This is a genomic window from Paracoccaceae bacterium, from assembly GCA_019454225.1.
GTDB lineage: Bacteria > Pseudomonadota > Alphaproteobacteria > Rhodobacterales > Rhodobacteraceae.
On record CP075370.1, the window covers coordinates 516,840 to 533,467 of the forward strand.

A 16,628-nucleotide genomic window follows, 5' to 3' on the forward strand; every position below is an offset into this window, starting at 1 on the left:
GGGGGGACGGATGCGGCGGATCCACATCGCGGGCACCTGTGATACCAAGGGGCAGGAACTGGCCTACCTTCGCGACCTGATCGCAGCCGGCGGCGACGCCGCCGTGATCGTCGATCTGGGCATCCGCACCCCGCAGATCACCGCAGACATTCCGTCGGCCGAGGTTGCCGCCTGCCACCCGGACGGGGCTGCCGCCGTGCTGGCCGGGGACGACCGCGGTGCCGCCGTCGCAGCCATGGGTACGGCCTTTGCCGCGTGGTGCCGGTCGAACGGCGGCCAGATTGCCGGGATCATCGCCGTCGGCGGCGGCGGCGGCACCTCGATCGCCTGCGCCGGGATGCGCGAACTGCCCTATGGCTTGCCCAAGATCATGGTCTCCACGCTCGCATCGGGCGATACCGCGCCTTACGTCGGCACATCCGATATCGCGATGGTCCCCTCGGTCACCGACATCGCCGGGCTCAACCGGCTGAGCCGGGTGATCCTGTCGAACGCGGCGCACGCCCTGATGGGCGCCGTGCGGGCCCCCGCCCCGGCGACAGGTGCCGACCTGCCTGCCATCGGGCTGACGATGTTCGGTGTCACCACCCCCTGCGTGACCGCCATCGGCGATCAGCTGCGCGACCGCTATGATTGCCTGGTGTTCCACGCCACCGGCACCGGTGGCCGGTCGATGGAGCGTCTGCTGGATCAGGGGGTCCTGTCCGGTCTCATCGACATCACGACCACCGAGATCGCGGATCTGCTGTTCGGTGGCGTGCTGCCCGCGCTGCCCGACCGTCTGGATGTGGTGGCCCGTACCGGTGCGCCATGGGTGGGGTCCGTGGGTGCGTTGGACATGGTGAACTTCTGGGCGCCCGGCACCGTGCCGCACCGCTACCGCGACCGGCAGTTCTACCACCACAATCCGAATGTCACGCTGATGCGCACCAACCCGGACGAGAACGCGCAGATCGGACGCTGGCTTGGCGAAAAGCTGAATGCCTGCCGTGGTCCCGTCCGGCTGCTGATCCCGGAAAAGGGCGTCTCGGCATTGGACATCGACGGCGGCGCCTTCTGGTGGCCCGAGGCGGACGCGGCCCTGTTCGCCGCGTTGCGGGATACGGTTGCCGACCCGGCCCGCATTGTCATGCTGCCCTGCCACATCAACGACCTGGCCTTCGCCAGCGCCGCCGCGCGCACCTTCCTTGACATCACGGAGCCATGATGCCTGCCATTCCGCGACAGACCGTTCTCGACCGCCTGGCCCGGATGATCGCCAGTGGCCAGCCCATCATCGGCGGCGGTGCCGGGACCGGGCTTTCCGCCAAGGCCGAGGAGGCCGGCGGCATCGACCTCATCATCATCTACAATTCGGGGCGCTACCGCATGGCGGGGCGCGGTTCGGCGGCGGGCCTGCTGGCCTATGGCAATGCCAACCAGATCGTCAAGGAAATGGCCGTCGAGGTGTTGCCGGTCGTCAGGAACACCCCCGTCCTGGCGGGCGTGAACGGCACCGACCCCTTCATCCTGATGCCGCAGTTCCTGGCCGAACTGAAGGCAATGGGCTTCTCCGGCGTCCAGAACTTTCCCACGGTCGGCCTGTTCGACGGCCAGATGCGGCAGAGCTTCGAGGAAACCGGCATGGGGTTCGGCCTTGAGGTCGACATGATCGCCGAGGCGCACCGTCAGGATCTGCTGACAACGCCCTATGTCTTCAACCCGGACGAGGCGGTCGCGATGGCAAGGGCCGGGGCCGACATCATCGTGGCCCATATGGGCGTCACCACCGGCGGCTCGATCGGCGCCACCTCTGCCAAGTCGCTGGACCAGTGCGTGACCGAGATCGACTCCATCTCGGCCGCGGCCCGGTCGGTGCGCCGCGACATCATCCTTCTCTGCCACGGCGGCCCGATCTCGATGCCCGAGGATGCGGCCCATGTGCTGGCGCGCGCCGATGGGCTGCACGGATTCTATGGTGCGTCCTCGGCCGAACGCCTGCCCGCCGAACGCGCCATCGCCGACCAGATCCGCGCCTTCAAGGCGCTGCCCGCGAAAGGATAACACCATGACGGACGTCAAAGACCTGTTCAGATACCCCGGTGACGTGGATGCCTTCGGGTTTGACTGGGGACACCTGTCGGTTGTCCTCGGTCCGGCCGTGAACGGTGCGCGCCAGTTCTCGGCCGCGGTCGTCACGGTGCCCCCTGGCAAGGGGCACAGCCGCCACAATCACCCCGGCGCGGAAGAGATCATCTACATCCTGGAGGGCACGGGCGAGCAGATGGTCGAGGACGAGGCCGGCAGCCCGCATACCGAACAGGTCCGCCCGGGCGCCTGCGTGTTCATCCCCGAAAGCCGGTTCCACGCGACGCTCAACACCGGGCCTTCCGAGATGAAGATCTTCGTCGTCTATTCGCCGACCGGACCGGAGGAAGCGCTGCGTGCCCTGCCGGACTTCCGTGTCATTCCGGCGCGGGGGTGACGCCATGGAGACCTTCGCGGCCCAGGGCCTGCCCTACAGCTTTGCCAAGCTCGACCTCCTGATGGAAAAGGCCGGAATCGACATCCTGGTCGCCACGTCCAAGCACAACACCCAGTATCTGCTGGGCGGCTATCGGTTCATCTTCTTCTCGGCGATGGATGCGATCGGGCACAGCCGGTATCTGCCCGTCGTCGTCTACATCAAGGGTGCGCCGGAGCGGACGGCCTATGTGGCCAACAAGATGGAGGCGGCCGAGCACGCGAACCGCCCCTTCTGGACACCGCATTTCATGCCCGTGGCCTGGGGGTCGGTCGATGCCGTGGCGGAAGCGGTCCGTCATATGAAGGACCATGGTCCCGCCTCGCCCCGGATCGGGATCGAGCCGTCGTTCCTGCCGCTCAACAGCGCGCGCGTTCTGGAATCGTCGTTTCCGAACAATCCGTTGATCGACGCGACCGGCCTTCTTGAACGGCTGCGTGCCGTCAAGACCCCGGCAGAACGCGCCCTGCTGAAGCAGGCGTCGGAGGCGATATCCGGGGCGATGCAGGCGACGATTGCGGGGTCGGGGGCGGGGGACAGCAAGGTCCGGATCATCGACCGGCTGCGGCGCGAGGAGACGGCGCGCGGGCTGCAGTTCGAGTACTGCCTGCTGACGCTCGGCGCCTCGCACAACCGGGCGGCCTCGCCGCAGGCCTGGGCGCCGGGCGAGGTGCTGTCGATCGATTCGGGCGGCAACCTGCGCGGCTATATCGGCGACATCTGCCGGATGGGCGTGCTGGGCGAACCCGATGCCGAACTGGTCGACCTGCTGGCCGAGGTCGAGTCGGTGCAGCAGGCAGCCTTTTCCCGGATCCGCGCCGGGGCCCTGGGCGGCGACCTGATCGCCGCGGGCGAGGCCGAGCTGGCCCGCCAGCCGAACCGCGCCTGCACCGATTTCTTCGCGCATGGCATGGGGGTTATCACCCATGAGGCGCCGTTCCTGATGACCAACCACCCGGTCGCCTACGAAGGCGTCGATGCCGCCCATCCGCTGGAGGCCGGGATGATCCTGTCGGTCGAGACCACGATGCTGCACCCCCGCCGCGGCTTCATCAAGCTGGAGGACACGCTGGCGGTGACCGAGACCGGATACGAGATGTTCGGCAGCGAGGGGCGCGGCTGGAACCGTGGCGGCACCGCCTGACCGCGGGCCGCCGGCGGTTAACGCCGGGCGTTGCGCGGCGGCGGTGTTGCGCGCCGGACGCGGCACCGCCCGTCACCACCGCGCGGCAGATCAACCCCATGGATTCGCGTCACTTCCGCCGTATGGCCCGCGTCGGTTATCCGTCGGTTCCGCGTCTGGCATACGTCCCGACACCGGGGGGAGCCGGGCTGTTAACGATCGGGGAGAGAATCGGGGGGAAAGCAGGGCCCGGCTGCGGTCCGATTGCCGGAACGCGGCAATGCCCGGCGGTCCGGAGATGCGGGACCCAAGGCTGCCGATGCGTCAGCGCCGTGACCTTCGGACGGGGAGGTGCTGACGGACCCGCAGGCTTGCCGTCCGCAGGACATGCGCGGCGACAAGCCAGGCATGCGAGAGGCAGATCTCGGCACCCTTGAGCAGCACCTGCGCCGGCAGGGCCGGACTGATCGGGAACGTGTGCCCGTGCCTTTCCATCCGGTTTCGAAGTGCCAGGCAGACCACGGCCCCCAGCACCATGCCCGCCAGGCAATCCGTCATCCAGTGGACGCCGACGAAGGCCCGGGACATGGCCGCCAGCAGGCCGATCGACAGCCAGCCGACGGCCTGACCAGGCAGGGCCACGGCCAGCGCCACCGCGCAGGCGGTGGCCGTGGTGGCATGGCCGGAGGGAAAGGCGGCCCAGCCCGCCTGAAACGACATCACGGCAAACTCGAACACGAGGGCATCGCCGTTCGAGGGCCGGGCCCGCCCGATCATGTGTTTCGCAAGGCTTGCCATCGTGCCGCTTATCGCCACCGCGCCGATCACCAGCAGCAGGGATGATCGAAGGTTCTGCAGTGCGGCGGGTGGAAACGGGTGGGGCCTGCGCGCCACGACGGCGACCGCGCCGAGGAGCAACAGCGAAATGCAAAGCGGCCAGGCGGAGTTTCCGAACTGCGTCACCACCCGCAGGACGGCGACCACCGACGGGTCAAGCGCGCGCGCCAGGTCGCGCACCGGTGCGTCCGAGACGACGGCGACGAGCATCAGGACGCTGGCAAGCGTTGCCAGCCAGGACAGGCTGCCTTGCCGCCGGAGCGCGGCGGCAAGCCTGCGGCGCGGGGTTGTGCCGATGCCCGCGCCAGCCAGGCGGGCAAGAAGTTCGTCCTGGGAACCGGCGTGCTTCATGGGTCACCGCCGCAGTCGAGCACGTCGAGCGTCACCCACCGCCCCGCGCCCATGGCAAGGCCGGTGACGGCCCGGACCGCCCGGCAGCCCGGGACCGGCGGGACCGGCGTTGCGGCGCGGTCCCGGGCGCGCAGCACCACCTGGCAGGCACCGGGGCGGACGACCTGCGCCGCGGGCGCCGTGGCGGGTTCGAGGCGTGTGTCTGGTCCGCCGCGCCAGACGAGCGAGGGCTCGGCATAGCCCCAGCCGGTGACCAGGGGCCGGTCGCAGCCCTGGTCCGAGGCGATCCGGTCGGCGACGGCCATGGCCTGTTCCGTCGGCCAGAGAACGGGCAGGCGCGCCGTGGCAGAGAGCAGTCCGGCATGCAGAAGCGCGCCCGCAAGCGCCGCCTGCGCGGCCAGCGTCAGGGGCGATGATCGAAGGGCCGAGCGCAGGGCGAAACCTGCGGCAACAAGGGCCCCTGCCAGCCCCGCCAGCGCAAGCGTGGCGGCAGGCCAGGCGTTCTGGGCGATGGCATAGGCCGCGACCGCCAGACCAAGCGCGAGGCCCGGCAGGATGGCGACGGCGGCCAGCCCGCGCAGAAGCCGCGACGACGTGGCCAGCCCGACGCGCAGGTGGGCGACCGCCAGCAGGGCCAGCGCCGGGTAGGCCGGCAGGGTGTAATGGATGAGTTTGGTCGGGACCGCCTCGTACACCAGCCAGACCGGGATCGCCCAGGCAAGGCAGAAGCGCGTCGCCGGGTCGTGCCGGGCCCGCCAGATCGCGGGCAGGGCCAGGAGCAGCAGGGGCGTTGCGGGCCAGAATGTCAGCCACAGAAGGACGAGGTAGCTGCCCGGCGGCGCGCCCTTGCCTTCCTGTCCCGAGGTGATCTTGGGCAGGAGGTCGGCGCCGACCGACCCCATCCAGAAGGCGCCGTCGCTGCGCAGCGAGATGGCGATGAACCATGGCAGGACGACGGCCAGCGCGAGGATCATGGGCCAGGGCGACCAGAGCGGGCGGAGCCAGTCTGCCTGGCGGTCGAGGGCGATCAGCGCCAGCGCGGTCAGCGCCGGGACCATCGGGCCGATCGGCCCCTTGATCAGGGTTCCGGCTGCGATGGCCAGCCAGAAGGCGAAGGCCGCGCCCTGGCCGGCAACCGGACGCATGTAGAGCCGCGCGAGGACCGCCTGGGCGGCCAGGGTCGTCGCCAGAAGCGCCGCGTCGGTCTTGGCGATCCGTGCCTCGCCGCCGATCACCAGCCCGCCCGCGAAGACCGCCGCGGCCAGAATTGCCGCCTGCCTGCCGAAGAGCGGCGTCCCCACGACCGCCACCAGCAGCACCGACAGCACCGCCCCCAGCAGCGACGGCAGGCGGTAGACCCAGAGCGGGGCGTCGGGACCCTGGCCCGAGGCCAGGACGGCGGCGCTTTGCAGCCAGTAGATTCCGACAGGCTTCTTGTAGCGCGCCTCCTCCTGGAAGCGGATGTCGACGTAGTCGCCGCTTGCCACCATCTGCCTGCTGGCCTGGACGAAGCGTGCCTCGTCCCGGTCGATCGCCGGCAGCGTGGTCAGGGCAGGCAGGAATGCCAGCACCGCGAACAGGACCAGGGCCAGCCAGCCGCTGAGCTCTCGGGGTCGCGTGATGCTGGCCGGAGCGGCGACGGTCATGTGATCCCCCGCTGATCGGCGAGGTCCATCGGCGGTCTGCGGGAGACGAGCCCGGGAAGGTGGGTTCGCGCGCGTCCGATCCGCAGCAGGGGATACAACGCGAGCGCCACGCCCGCGGCGAACAGGATGGAGAAGATCGCGTCGCTCAGGAAATGCCGGCCCAGCCCGATCCGCAGCACCGAGGTGAAGGCCACATAGGCCAGCGCCAGCCCGACCACCAGCAAGCGGTTGCGGGTCAGCCCAAGATGCGGCCACAGGATGACGACCGCCGGAATGGCGAGGGCTGCGGCCATCGCAACCTCACCCGAGGCGAAGGAGCAGTTCCGCGCGCATTCCTCGACGATCTGCCAGGGCGGCGTGAACTGCGCGGTGCCGCCGAATTCGGCAAGCGTGTCGGGGCGGGCGCGGCCGACATGGGACTTCAGCAGGACATTGACCATGATGCCGCTGGCCAGGGCGACGCTCAGCAGCGGATAGGCCATGAGCCGAATGTGGTCCATCCGCGCCCTTCCGGTCATCGCCCCGTAGAGGATGCCGACGAGCAGCAGGAATGCCGCCATCTCTCCGGTCCGGCGCACCGCCAGATTGACGGTGGGGGCGATGCCCGAGGTCCATCCGAATCCCCGGCTGCCATCGGCAAAGAGCGCAGAGACCGAAAGATCGACGCCGGGAACGGCCGCGAAGAACGCCTGCACGACGACGAGGACAAGGAGGTAGGCAATCAGCAGGCGTTGCAGGGCCATCTCGCGTCACCGCTCGGACGCTGTCGGGGCAAGGCAGCCCGGATCGCTCGGCCGGTAGAGGAGAAGCACCTCGCCACCGGCGAAGCCGGGCGGTGCGACCATCGTGGCCGTCACCTGGCCGTCATCGCAGGGAAGCGGTGTGCCGGACCGCAGAAGCACCAGCGGTCGCAGCCCGTCGTCCGGATGGAAGGGGGCCGTCATCTCCCAGTGGTGCGCCGGAAGACCGTTCGGCGGAAGGGCGCGGATGGCCAGGACCGAACCCGCGGAGAACCATGAAAGGTCGGCCAGAAGGTCCCGGTCGGTGGCGATCAGCACGTCCGCGCCCTGCGCGGCCGCCGTGTCGAGCGCCCAGTTGGCAACCCCGGAATGCCCGAGATACCGCGACAAGACAGGGCGCCCGTCCGGTCTTTGCAGGTCGGTTCCGGCGGCTTTCGCCAGCGGCAGGGCGACCGAAACGGCCAGCCCCAGAACAAGCGACAGACCGGCAAGCCAGCGGTATCGCCGCAGGACCTGTGCGGCGAGGATGGTTCCCGGCACGAGGTAGAGCACGGCCCAGTTCGCCAGAACCGGCCCCTTGACACCCTGCGCCACGACGACCAGCAGCGGTGCCAGTGCCAGTGCCAGTGCGCCGAGGCCCCACAGCGAACGGTCGCGCAGCGCGAGGACCATGGCCGCAAGGCAGATCGGTCCGGCGACGATGAACTGTTCGGCAAGGAACCGCAACGGACGCAGCAGCGAGAGCGCGTGCCCTTCGGTGATCGCCCCGATGTGCCGAAAGGTGATGAACCCGTGCTGGGCAAGCCAGACAAGGTGCGGGGCGACCACCACGGTCATGATCCCGACAGCCAGAAGAAGGTCGGCCCGGGCAAGGCGAAACGCCGGAGAGACGAAGGCTGCGACCGTCGCCCCCAGAAGCCAGAACAGCATCGCGTGCTTGGCCAGCAGGCCCAGACCCAGCGCCAGCCCCAGCAGGACCGCCGCGCCGGGGGACCGCTGGCCGCGGGCATTCGCCTCGGCCCCGCGCAACTGCGCAAGAAGCGCGAGGGAGGCGGCCAGCAGCAGGGGCGTGTCGGTTGTCATCAGCGCGGAGCCCAGGGCCACCGCGGGCGAGACGAGGTAGAGGAGCGCCGCGAGCCATGCGACGGACTGCGGGACAAGACGAATCGCGCAGCCGAAGATCACCGCGGCGGTGGCGGCATGCATCAGGACCGCCGGCAGCCGCACCGCAGCGACCGACTGGCCGAACAGATCGGTTGATGCCCGGATGATCCAGCCGATCAGGGGCGGTTTCGAATAGGCCCCGAAATCCGGCGACTGGCCCCAGAACCAGTACTGGGCTTCATCGGTTGAAAGCTCGGTCCGGTCCAGCAGGCCGAGCGCCAGTCTCCAGACTACCAGCGCCAGCGCGACCGCGAGGGCCGCGCGCGCCGGATCCCAGATCCGGTCAGTTCTTGGCACTGGCCGGGTGATGCTGGTGCTCGGCATGGATCAACCAGAGATTGCGGAGGTAGATCACCAGCCCCATCGACTGGCCAAGGATGAAGACAGGGTCACGCCGCCAGAGCGCATAGCTGAACAGCACGAGGCCCCCCGCCAGGGAGAAGTACCAGAAGGCCACCGGGACCACGGACCGCCTCTCTCGTTCGGAGGCGATCCATTGCACGAGGAAGCGCGCGGTGAAGAGGAGCTGGCCGGAAAGGCCGATCACCACCCAGGTGAATTCGGTCCAGCTGTGGACATGCAACCAGGCCCAGAGGGTTTCATGCATCGATCCTGCCTTTCGTCGGGCATGCGGGCCGTCCGGTGGTTTCCAGCGGGCGGGGCGACGGCGCAAGATGCTGGGCCTGCGCCCTTTTCCGGCGCCGGATCAGCCAGGCCACACCCGCGAGGTCCAGGATCCCCGCCAGGGCGCGGTCAAGGTTGCCGTACTTCGACCGGCCGGTGAGCCGAGGGCCATGGGTGACGTCGACAAGCTGCACCTGCCAGCCATCGCGGGCAAAGAGCGCCGGGAGATAGCGGTGCATGTGGTTGAAGTAGGGCAGCGCGAGGAAGGCGTCGCGACGGAAGGCCTTGAGCCCGCAGCCCGTGTCGCGCGTCCCGTCGCGCAGGACGGCGGACCGCAGGGCATTGGCAAGACGCGACGCGAGCCGCTTGGACAGGCTGTCCTTCCGCCCGACGCGCTGTCCGGCGACAAGCCCGCAGGCCGGGCGGGCCTGCGGGCCGATCAGCGGCGCGACCAGTCGCGGCAGGTTCTCGGGCGGGTTCTGGCCGTCTCCGTCGAGCGTTGCGACGACCGTCGCCCGGGCCGCCAGGACACCGGAATGCAGGGCGGCCGACTGACCGGCGGCGCGGGGATGGCCAAGCACCACGATCCGCGCATCCTGCGCGGCCAGTGCCATGCACCGCGAGCGGGTGCTGTCGGTCGACCCGTCGTCGACGAGGATCAGTTCGTAGGACCAGCTTGCCAGCGCGGTGCCGATATCGGCGACGAGCCCATCGATCGCGCCTTCCTCGTTGTGCAGCGGAACCACCACGGACAGCCGTGGCGGCGACGGGACGTTGGCTGTGTGGGAGCGCATCATTCGGAACCAGTCGAAGACCAGTTCCTTCCATTACGGCAGGTTCGTCACACCAGAGCGACAGATGGGTTGCGGTCTTGTGTCAGATCGGGGCGCGCTCCGGTCGAACATGAGCATGTATTCATGTTCAGACCGGAGCGCGCCATGGCCAGGGCAGGACGGCGGGCACAGGACATGCGGCGATCCGGATCGGGGCGTCCGGGCGCGATGGCCAGGTGAATCCCTGCGCCCGGATGGACACGGCTGCCGCGCGGGAGCCGCCGGTTGATGCGGGGCCGCGTGCGGGCCTCATCCTGTCGCAGGAAATTCGTCTTGCTGTGAAAATAAGGAATCCGGACTGCGCCACGGTGATCCGTGAACAGTTTCGGAGACCGCCGATGTTTTCCCTGTCCGGCCACAAGGCGCTGATCGTCGGGATTGCCAATGAGCATTCCATCGCCTGGGGTTGCGCGCAGGCCATGCGGGCGCAGGGGGCCGATCTGGCGATCACCTGGCTGAATGCCAGGGCAGAGCCGTTCGTCCGACCCCTGGCCGAGGCGGCGGGCGCCGAGATCATGATGCCGCTGGATGTCAGCGCGCCGGGTCAGCTTGAGGCGGTCTTCGAGGAGATCGCCGCGCGCTGGGGGCGGCTGGACACGATCCTGCATTCCATCGCCTTCGCGTCGAGGGACGATCTGCATGGCCGCGTGGTGGATTGTTCGGCCGACGGATTCTCGCTGGCGATGGATGTCTCGGTCCATTCCTTCCTGCGCATGATCCGGCTGGCCGAGCCGCTGATGACCGACGGCGGGTGCTGCCTGTCGGTCAGCTTCTTCGGGTCGTCCCGGGTGGTGCGGCACTACAACATGATGGGGCCGGTCAAGGCCGCGCTGGAAAGCTCGGTGCGCTATGCGGCGGCCGAACTGGGCGAAAAGGGCATCCGCGTGCATGCCCTGTCGCCCGGGCCGCTGAAGACGCGGGCGGCCAGCGGCATCGACCATTTCGACGAACTGCTCGAGGCGGCGGCGCACCGCGCGCCGACCCACCAGCTGGCCACGATCGAGGATGTGGGGGCGATGGCGGCCTTCCTTGCCTCGCCCGGGGCCCGCAACCTGACCGGCGGCGTGCATGACATCGACGGCGGTTTTTCCATCACTGCCTGACGGGGGATCCCATGGCGAATGTCTTTGATCTGTTCGACCCGGCCCACCAGCCCCAGGTTCCGCGCCCCGAAGGCGACATGCTGGCGGCAATGCGTCAGGCGATGACCACCGCCGGGGCCGAGATCGACGCGGGTTCCGCGACATTCAACATCCTGACCACCGCGGCGCAGCGCCATTCGGCGCGGATCAGCGAAACCCATTCCGCCCGCGCCGAGGCCGCGCTGGACCAGGCCAAGCGCCTGATGGAAGACCTGCGCACCGCCCAGACGGAAGGGCGTCTGGGGTCGGACTATGCCGAATACCTGCGCGATGCGTGGCAGCGGATGATCCTGACGATGGATACGCTGCGCAAGCGCGGCGATGTGTTCCTCGACCATGAGGAGGCGGGTTGCCCGCCCGTGCTGATCTATGGCTACGAGGTCATCATGGACGGGGCGGACATGCCCTATCCGTCGAACTACATGCTGCTGAAGATCACGCCGCCCGAAGGCGTGACGATCGACGACACCCGCCGCCCCTACATCATCATCGACCCGCGCGCAGGCCACGGACCCGGGATCGGCGGCTTCAAGTCGGACAGCCAGGTCGGCGTGGCGCTGGCGGCCGGCCATCCGGTCTATTTCGTGGCCTTCAGGCGCATGCCGGAGCCGGGGCAGTTCCTGTCCTATGTCACCCGGTCCGAGGCCGAATTCGTGCGCGAGGTGATGCGGCGCCATCCCAAGGCATCGAAACCGGTGGTGACGGGCAATTGCCAGGGCGGCTGGGCCACGCTTCTGCTGGCGGCCACCAACCCCGACCTGACCGGCCCCGTGGTCATCAACGGCGCGCCGGTTGCCCCCTGGGCGGGCAAGGTCGGCGAGAACCCGATGCGCTACAACGCGGGGGTTCTGGGTGGCACCTGGATCCCGATGTTCCTGTCGGACCTTGGCGGCGGCATCTTCGACGGCGCGCATCTGGTGCAGAACTTCGAGATTCTGAACCCGGCGCGGACACTGTTCCGCAAGTACACCGACCTGTTCCGCGACATCGACAAGGGCGACGCGGCCTTTCTTGAGTTCGAGAAATGGTGGGGCGGCTTCTTCCTGATGACCGAGGCCGAGATCAAGTGGATCGTCGAGCAGCTGTTCGTCGGCAACCGCCTGGTCAAGAACGAGGCGCGCATCGAACCCGGCCGCCCCGTGGACCTCAAGGCGATCCGCGCGCCGATCATCATCTTTGCCAGCCACGGCGACAACATCACCCCGCCGCAGCAGGCGCTGAACTGGGTGGCCGAGACCTATGCGGACGTGAACGAGATCCGCATTCGCGGCCAGCGCATCGTCTACATGGTGCATGAACAGGTGGGTCACCTGGGGATATTCGTCTCAAGCCAGATCGCCAAGAAGGAACATTCCGAGGTCGCCTCGACCCTGAAGACGATCGAGGCGCTTGCCCCCGGCCTTTACGAAATGCGCATCGAGGATGTGACCGAGAAGGACGGACAGAAGCACTTTACCGTCGGCTTTGTCGAACGGACGCTGGACGATATCCGCGCGCTGGATGACACGGTGGCGGACGAGCGGCCCTTTGCCGCCGTGGCCCGCGCGGCCGAGGTGCAGGCCCAGCTTTACGATACCGTGATCCGTCCCGTCGTGCGGTCGCTGGTGACCGAGACCGGGGCCGAGATGACCCGCGCACTGCATCCCCAGCGGCTGATCCGGGCACTGGCGTCGAGCCGCAATCCGGTGATGAAGCAGGTCGAGCCGATGGCCGAAAGGGTCAGGGCCGAGCGGCAGAAGGCGGCGGCAGCCAACCCCTTCCTGGCTGCCGAGGCATTCTGGGTGCAGGCGACCGAGAACATGATCGACCTCATGCGCGACAGCCGCGACATGTCGTATGAGCTGTTCTTCCATTCGGTCTGGGGCAGCCCCTGGGCCCGCGCCTTTGGCCGCACGCATGAGGCCAAGCGCACCCTGAAGACCGTTGCCGAACTGCGCGGCCTGCCAGAGGTGGCCACCGCGCTGATGCATATGGAGCAGGGCGGCTTTCCGGAGGCGGTGATCCGGATGCTGGTGCTTCTGGCCGAGAACCGCGGCACGGTGCGGCGCGACCGGCTGGAACGTTCGGCCCAGGTCCTGACCCAGGACGAACCGTTCCGCAGCCTTGGGGCCGAACGCCGCGCGATGATCATCCATCAGCAGACCCTGATCGCGACCTTCGAGCCGGAAAGCGCCATTGACACGCTGCCGCTGCTTCTGAACGATGCGGCCGAGCGCGAACTGGCGATGCAGGTGGTGCAGTTCATTCCGGGCGTCATCGAGGAGATGTCGCCGCGCACGCTGTCGATGCTGCAGCGTTTCCGCGAAGTGCTTGGGCTGGAACCGCTGACCGCCGATGTGACAGCCGACCCGCTTGCCCCGGCCATTGTGGCCGGAGATGCCGCCCTGGCAAGGCCCGAGGCCGCGCCGCGTGGCCGCCGCCGCAACGGGCGGGACGCGGCGGCCCCCGCAACGGAGGCATGAATGCATCTGGTCAACAGGACCTTCGCCGAAATCCAGCCCGGCGACCGGGCCGAACTGCGTCGGCTGATCACGGCGGATGACCTTTACGTCTTTGCTGCCGCTTCGGGAAACTCGAACCCGATGCACCTGACAGACAGCGATCTGGACGGCGATGGCACCGTCGAGCGGATCGCGCCGGGCATGTTCATTGCCTCGCTGATCTCGGCCGTCCTGGGCACCCAACTGCCGGGGCCGGGCACGCTCTACCGCCGTCAGACGCTCGACTTCCATTCCCGCGCCCATGCCGGGGAAGAGGTGATCGTACGGGCCGAGGTCCTGTCGAAGGCAGACGGGATCGTGCGGCTGAAGACCGAAGTCAGCCATGCCGGCGACGGCAGGGTGATCCTGACGGGTGAGGCCGAGGTTCTGGCCCCCACCGAGAAGTTCAACCGCGACGACATCGACGTGCCCGGTCTTGTCGTCCAGCGCCACCGCCATTTCGAGGCGCTGCTCGAACGCGCGCGGCCTCTGCCTGCATTGCCCACCGCCGTGGTCTGCCCGGACGAGGCCAAGTCGCTTGGCGGCGCGCTGCTGGCGATGAAGGAAAGCATCATCACGCCGGTCCTTGTGGGGAATGCCGCCGCGATCCGCGCGGCCGCCGAGGAAATCGGGGCCGACCTGACGGGCATCGACATCGTCGATGTGACGGGCGACGCGGCCGCTGCCGAGCGCGCCTGCGCGCTGGTGCATGACGGGCGGGTGGCGGCGGTGATGAAGGGCCATCTGCACACCGACGACCTGCTGAAACCCATGATCGACAAGGTGCTGGGTCTGCGGGCCGGGCGGCGGTTCACCCATGTCTTCGTGATGGACGTGCCGGGCCAGCCGGAACCCCTGTTCGTCACCGACGCGGCGATCAACATCGCCCCCGATCTCGCGACCAAGGTCGACATCTGCCAGAACGCCATCGACCTTGCCCTTTCGCTGGGCATGGACCCGCGCGTCGGCGTGCTGTCGGCGGTCGAGACGGTGAATCCGGCGATCCAGTCGTCGATCGATGCCGCGCTGCTGTCCAAGATGGCGGATCGCGGCCAGATCAGGGGCGGTCAGGTCGAGGGCCCGCTGGCGATGGACAATGCCGTCGACATGGCAGCGGCAAAGACCAAGGGGTTGAAGGGCAACGTCGCGGGGCGGGCGAACATCCTTGTCGTGCCGGGTCTGGACGCGGGCAACATGCTGGCCAAGCAACTGGCCTTCATCAGCCATGCCGAAGGGGCCGGGCTGGTCCTGGGCGCCAGGGTTCCGGTCATCCTGAACAGTCGTTCGGACAGCCCGATGTCGCGGCTTGCCTCCTGTGCCGTGGCGGCGATCCACCACTTTGCCGGGGCCGGAAGATGACGCGGGCCGTCCTGACCCTGAACGCCGGTTCGTCCTCGCTGAAGGTCGCGCTGTATCCTGTCTCGGGTGACGAACCGCTGGCAACCGGGCTTGCCGACCGGATCGGACCCGAGGGCCTGCTGAAGCTGAAGGACGCCACCGGAGCGGCCATCGACGGCGCGGGGGATCTGACCAGCCATGCGGGCGCGATGGCCGCCGCCATCGCCGCCTTTCGCGCCCGCTGGCCCGATCTTGACATTGCCGCCGTCGGTCACCGCGTTGTGCATGGCGGGGCCGATCGTGCGGCGCCGGTGCCGGTGACCGAGGCGCTGCTGCTTGAACTGGAGGGGCTTTCCCCCTTCGCGCCGCTGCATCAGCCGCACAATCTGGCCGGCATCCGTGCCGCGATGCAGGCGTTCCCGGGCGTGCCGCAGGTGGCCTGCTTTGACACGGCCTTCCATCGCAGCCACCCCTTCGTGAACGACACCTTCGCCCTGCCCCGCGCGCTCTATGCCGAAGGGGTGCGGCGCTATGGGTTCCATGGCCTGAGCTACGACTACATCGCCGGAGAACTGGCCCGGACCGCGCCTCATCTGGCGGAAGGCCGGGTCGTGGTGGCCCACCTGGGCAACGGCGCCAGCATGTGCGGGATCACCGACGGCCGCTCGGTTGCCTCGACCATGGGTTTTTCGGCGCTGGACGGGCTGCCGATGGGAACGCGCTGCGGCCAGCTTGATCCTGGCGTGCTTCTGTACCTGATGGATCAGAAGGGGATGTCGGCCTCTGCGATCTCGGACCTTCTCTACAGGCAGTCCGGCCTTCTGGGCCTGTCGGGCCTGTCGAATGACATGCGCACGCTGGAAGCCGCAGGCACGTCCGAGGCGGTCGAGGCCATCGACTATTTCGTCTTCCGCTGCCAGCGCGAGGTCGGTGCGATGGCTGCCGCCCTTGGCGGGATCGACGCCCTGATCTTCTGCGGCGGCATCGGCGAGAACTCGCGCCTGATCCGCGCCCGCATCTGCGAACGGCTCGGCTGGATGGGGATCGAGATCGACCATGGCAGGAACGCCGCAAACAGGCGGGTGATCTCGTCCGACCTGGCGCGCACGACCGTCATGGTCATTCCCACGAACGAAGAACTGGTGATCGCCCGCGCCGCGCGTGCGGTCGTGGGCGAAAGGGATGCCGCATGAAAGGCGCATTGAGACCCGAGGCTGCGGCCGAACTGATCCCCGACGGGGCCAGCGTGATGATCGGTGGCTTCATGGCGGTCGGCACGCCCGAGCGGATGATCGACGCCATCGTGGCGCGGGGTATCCGCGACCTGACGGTGATCGCCAACGATACCGCCATGCCCGGCAAGGGCATCGGCAAGCTGATCTCGGCGGGCCTGGTGTCCCGCGTGATCGCCAGCCACATCGGGCTGAACCCCGAGACGCAGGCCAAGATGATCGCGGGCGAGATCGCTTGCGAACTGGTGCCGCAGGGCACGCTGATCGAGCGCATCCGGGCCGGCGGCATGGGGCTGGGCGGGGTTCTGACACCCACCGGCCTTGCGACCGAGGTCGAGGAAGGCAAGCAGATCGTGACGGTCGAGGGCAACCGGTATCTGGTCGAAACCCCGCTGAAAGCCGACTTCGCGCTGATCGGGGCCTGGCAGGCGGACTATGTCGGCAACCTCAGCTATCTGCTGACCGCGCACAACTTCAACCCGATCATCGCGCTGGCCGGGCGCTGCGTGATCGCCGAGGCCGAAAGCATCGTGCCGGTGGGGGTGATCCCGCCCGATGCGGTGAAGACGCCGGGCGTGCTCGTCGACCACCTTCTGATCCGCGCGGCATAGGGGG

At 68.6% G+C, this 16,628-nt stretch carries 15 protein-coding genes; 9 read left to right on the forward strand and 6 right to left on the reverse strand.

Annotated elements, in window-relative coordinates; all coding sequences use genetic code 11:
- The first annotated feature begins 10 nt into the window (after positions 1-10).
- From KF887_02505 to KF887_02520, 4 genes are read left to right on the forward strand one after another with little or no spacing between them, the layout of a single operon-like run.
- Entirely contained in the window at positions 11-1,207 is a 1,197-nt protein-coding gene (locus KF887_02505) for a Tm-1-like ATP-binding domain-containing protein (protein ID QYK42031.1), read from the forward strand.
- Positions 1,207-2,043, forward strand: a complete 837-nt coding sequence (locus tag KF887_02510; GenBank protein QYK43402.1) for a phosphoenolpyruvate hydrolase family protein — start codon at positions 1,207-1,209, stop codon at positions 2,041-2,043. The genes KF887_02505 and KF887_02510 overlap by 1 nt, the downstream gene beginning before the upstream one ends.
- A 4-nt stretch (positions 2,044-2,047) precedes the next feature.
- Positions 2,048-2,464: a cupin domain-containing protein gene (locus tag KF887_02515; GenBank protein QYK42032.1), complete on the forward strand. Its 417-nt coding sequence runs from the start codon at positions 2,048-2,050 to the stop codon at positions 2,462-2,464.
- A gap of 4 nt (positions 2,465-2,468) precedes the next feature.
- Entirely contained in the window at positions 2,469-3,647 is a 1,179-nt protein-coding gene (locus KF887_02520; GenBank protein QYK42033.1) for an aminopeptidase P family protein, read from the forward strand.
- Between the two features lie 303 nt (positions 3,648-3,950).
- On the opposite strand, the gene KF887_02525 is transcribed toward KF887_02520, so the two are convergent.
- The 6 genes from KF887_02525 to KF887_02550 are packed head-to-tail and all read right to left on the reverse strand — an operon-like array spanning position 3,951 to position 9,782.
- Entirely contained in the window at positions 3,951-4,814 is an 864-nt protein-coding gene (locus tag KF887_02525) for a phosphatase PAP2 family protein (GenBank protein QYK42034.1), read from the reverse strand.
- Complete coding sequence (locus KF887_02530) at positions 4,811-6,460, reverse strand: glycosyltransferase family 39 protein (protein QYK42035.1); 1,650 nt, start codon at positions 6,458-6,460, stop codon at positions 4,811-4,813. The genes KF887_02525 and KF887_02530 overlap by 4 nt, the downstream gene beginning before the upstream one ends.
- Complete coding sequence (locus tag KF887_02535) at positions 6,457-7,203, reverse strand: phosphatase PAP2 family protein (GenBank protein ID QYK42036.1); 747 nt, start codon at positions 7,201-7,203, stop codon at positions 6,457-6,459. The genes KF887_02530 and KF887_02535 overlap by 4 nt, the downstream gene beginning before the upstream one ends.
- A gap of 6 nt (positions 7,204-7,209) precedes the next feature.
- Positions 7,210-8,688, reverse strand: coding sequence for a glycosyltransferase family 39 protein (locus KF887_02540; protein ID QYK42037.1), 1,479 nt, complete (start codon positions 8,686-8,688; stop codon positions 7,210-7,212).
- Entirely contained in the window at positions 8,648-8,971 is a 324-nt protein-coding gene (locus KF887_02545; GenBank protein ID QYK42038.1) for a lipid-A-disaccharide synthase N-terminal domain-containing protein, read from the reverse strand. Before KF887_02545 ends, KF887_02540 begins: the two co-directional genes overlap by 41 nt.
- Positions 8,964-9,782, reverse strand: a complete 819-nt coding sequence (locus KF887_02550; protein ID QYK42039.1) for a glycosyltransferase family 2 protein — start codon at positions 9,780-9,782, stop codon at positions 8,964-8,966. Before KF887_02550 ends, KF887_02545 begins: the two co-directional genes overlap by 8 nt.
- Positions 9,783-10,159: 377 nt before the next feature.
- On the opposite strand from KF887_02550, the gene fabI reads away from it, so the two are divergent.
- Genes fabI through KF887_02575 form a run of 5 tightly spaced genes read left to right on the forward strand, consistent with a single transcriptional unit; the run spans position 10,160 to position 16,624 of the window.
- Positions 10,160-10,924, forward strand: coding sequence for an enoyl-ACP reductase FabI (gene fabI / locus KF887_02555; protein QYK42040.1), 765 nt, complete (start codon positions 10,160-10,162; stop codon positions 10,922-10,924).
- An 11-nt stretch (positions 10,925-10,935) separates the two neighbouring features.
- A complete protein-coding gene (locus KF887_02560) occupies positions 10,936-13,425 on the forward strand; it encodes a DUF3141 domain-containing protein (protein QYK42041.1) in 2,490 nt (829 codons plus the stop codon).
- Positions 13,426-14,802, forward strand: coding sequence for a bifunctional enoyl-CoA hydratase/phosphate acetyltransferase (locus KF887_02565; GenBank protein ID QYK42042.1), 1,377 nt, complete (start codon positions 13,426-13,428; stop codon positions 14,800-14,802).
- Positions 14,799-15,974, forward strand: coding sequence for an acetate/propionate family kinase (locus KF887_02570; GenBank protein ID QYK42043.1), 1,176 nt, complete (start codon positions 14,799-14,801; stop codon positions 15,972-15,974). Before KF887_02565 ends, KF887_02570 begins: the two co-directional genes overlap by 4 nt.
- Positions 15,971-16,624, forward strand: a complete 654-nt coding sequence (locus tag KF887_02575) for a 3-oxoacid CoA-transferase subunit A (protein ID QYK42044.1) — start codon at positions 15,971-15,973, stop codon at positions 16,622-16,624. Before KF887_02570 ends, KF887_02575 begins: the two co-directional genes overlap by 4 nt.
- The last annotated feature ends 4 nt before the right edge of the window (positions 16,625-16,628 follow it).

Excerpts from the sequence above, each read along its gene's own strand:
- KF887_02505 (QYK42031.1), top strand. The coding sequence starts at position 11 with ATGCGGCGGATCCACATCGCGGGCACCTGTGATACCAAGGGGCAGGAA.
- KF887_02510 (QYK43402.1), top strand. The coding sequence starts at position 1,207 with ATGCCTGCCATTCCGCGACAGACCGTTCTCGACCGCCTGGCCCGGATG.
- KF887_02515 (QYK42032.1), top strand. The coding sequence starts at position 2,048 with ATGACGGACGTCAAAGACCTGTTCAGATACCCCGGTGACGTGGATGCC.
- KF887_02520 (QYK42033.1), top strand. The coding sequence starts at position 2,469 with ATGGAGACCTTCGCGGCCCAGGGCCTGCCCTACAGCTTTGCCAAGCTC.
- KF887_02525 (QYK42034.1), bottom strand. The coding sequence starts at position 4,814 with ATGAAGCACGCCGGTTCCCAGGACGAACTTCTTGCCCGCCTGGCTGGC.
- KF887_02530 (QYK42035.1), bottom strand. The coding sequence starts at position 6,460 with ATGACCGTCGCCGCTCCGGCCAGCATCACGCGACCCCGAGAGCTCAGC.
- KF887_02535 (QYK42036.1), bottom strand. The coding sequence starts at position 7,203 with ATGGCCCTGCAACGCCTGCTGATTGCCTACCTCCTTGTCCTCGTCGTC.
- KF887_02540 (QYK42037.1), bottom strand. The coding sequence starts at position 8,688 with ATGCCGAGCACCAGCATCACCCGGCCAGTGCCAAGAACTGACCGGATC.
- KF887_02545 (QYK42038.1), bottom strand. The coding sequence starts at position 8,971 with ATGCATGAAACCCTCTGGGCCTGGTTGCATGTCCACAGCTGGACCGAA.
- KF887_02550 (QYK42039.1), bottom strand. The coding sequence starts at position 9,782 with ATGCGCTCCCACACAGCCAACGTCCCGTCGCCGCCACGGCTGTCCGTG.
- fabI (QYK42040.1), top strand. The coding sequence starts at position 10,160 with ATGTTTTCCCTGTCCGGCCACAAGGCGCTGATCGTCGGGATTGCCAAT.
- KF887_02560 (QYK42041.1), top strand. The coding sequence starts at position 10,936 with ATGGCGAATGTCTTTGATCTGTTCGACCCGGCCCACCAGCCCCAGGTT.
- KF887_02565 (QYK42042.1), top strand. The coding sequence starts at position 13,426 with ATGCATCTGGTCAACAGGACCTTCGCCGAAATCCAGCCCGGCGACCGG.
- KF887_02570 (QYK42043.1), top strand. The coding sequence starts at position 14,799 with ATGACGCGGGCCGTCCTGACCCTGAACGCCGGTTCGTCCTCGCTGAAG.
- KF887_02575 (QYK42044.1), top strand. The coding sequence starts at position 15,971 with ATGAAAGGCGCATTGAGACCCGAGGCTGCGGCCGAACTGATCCCCGAC.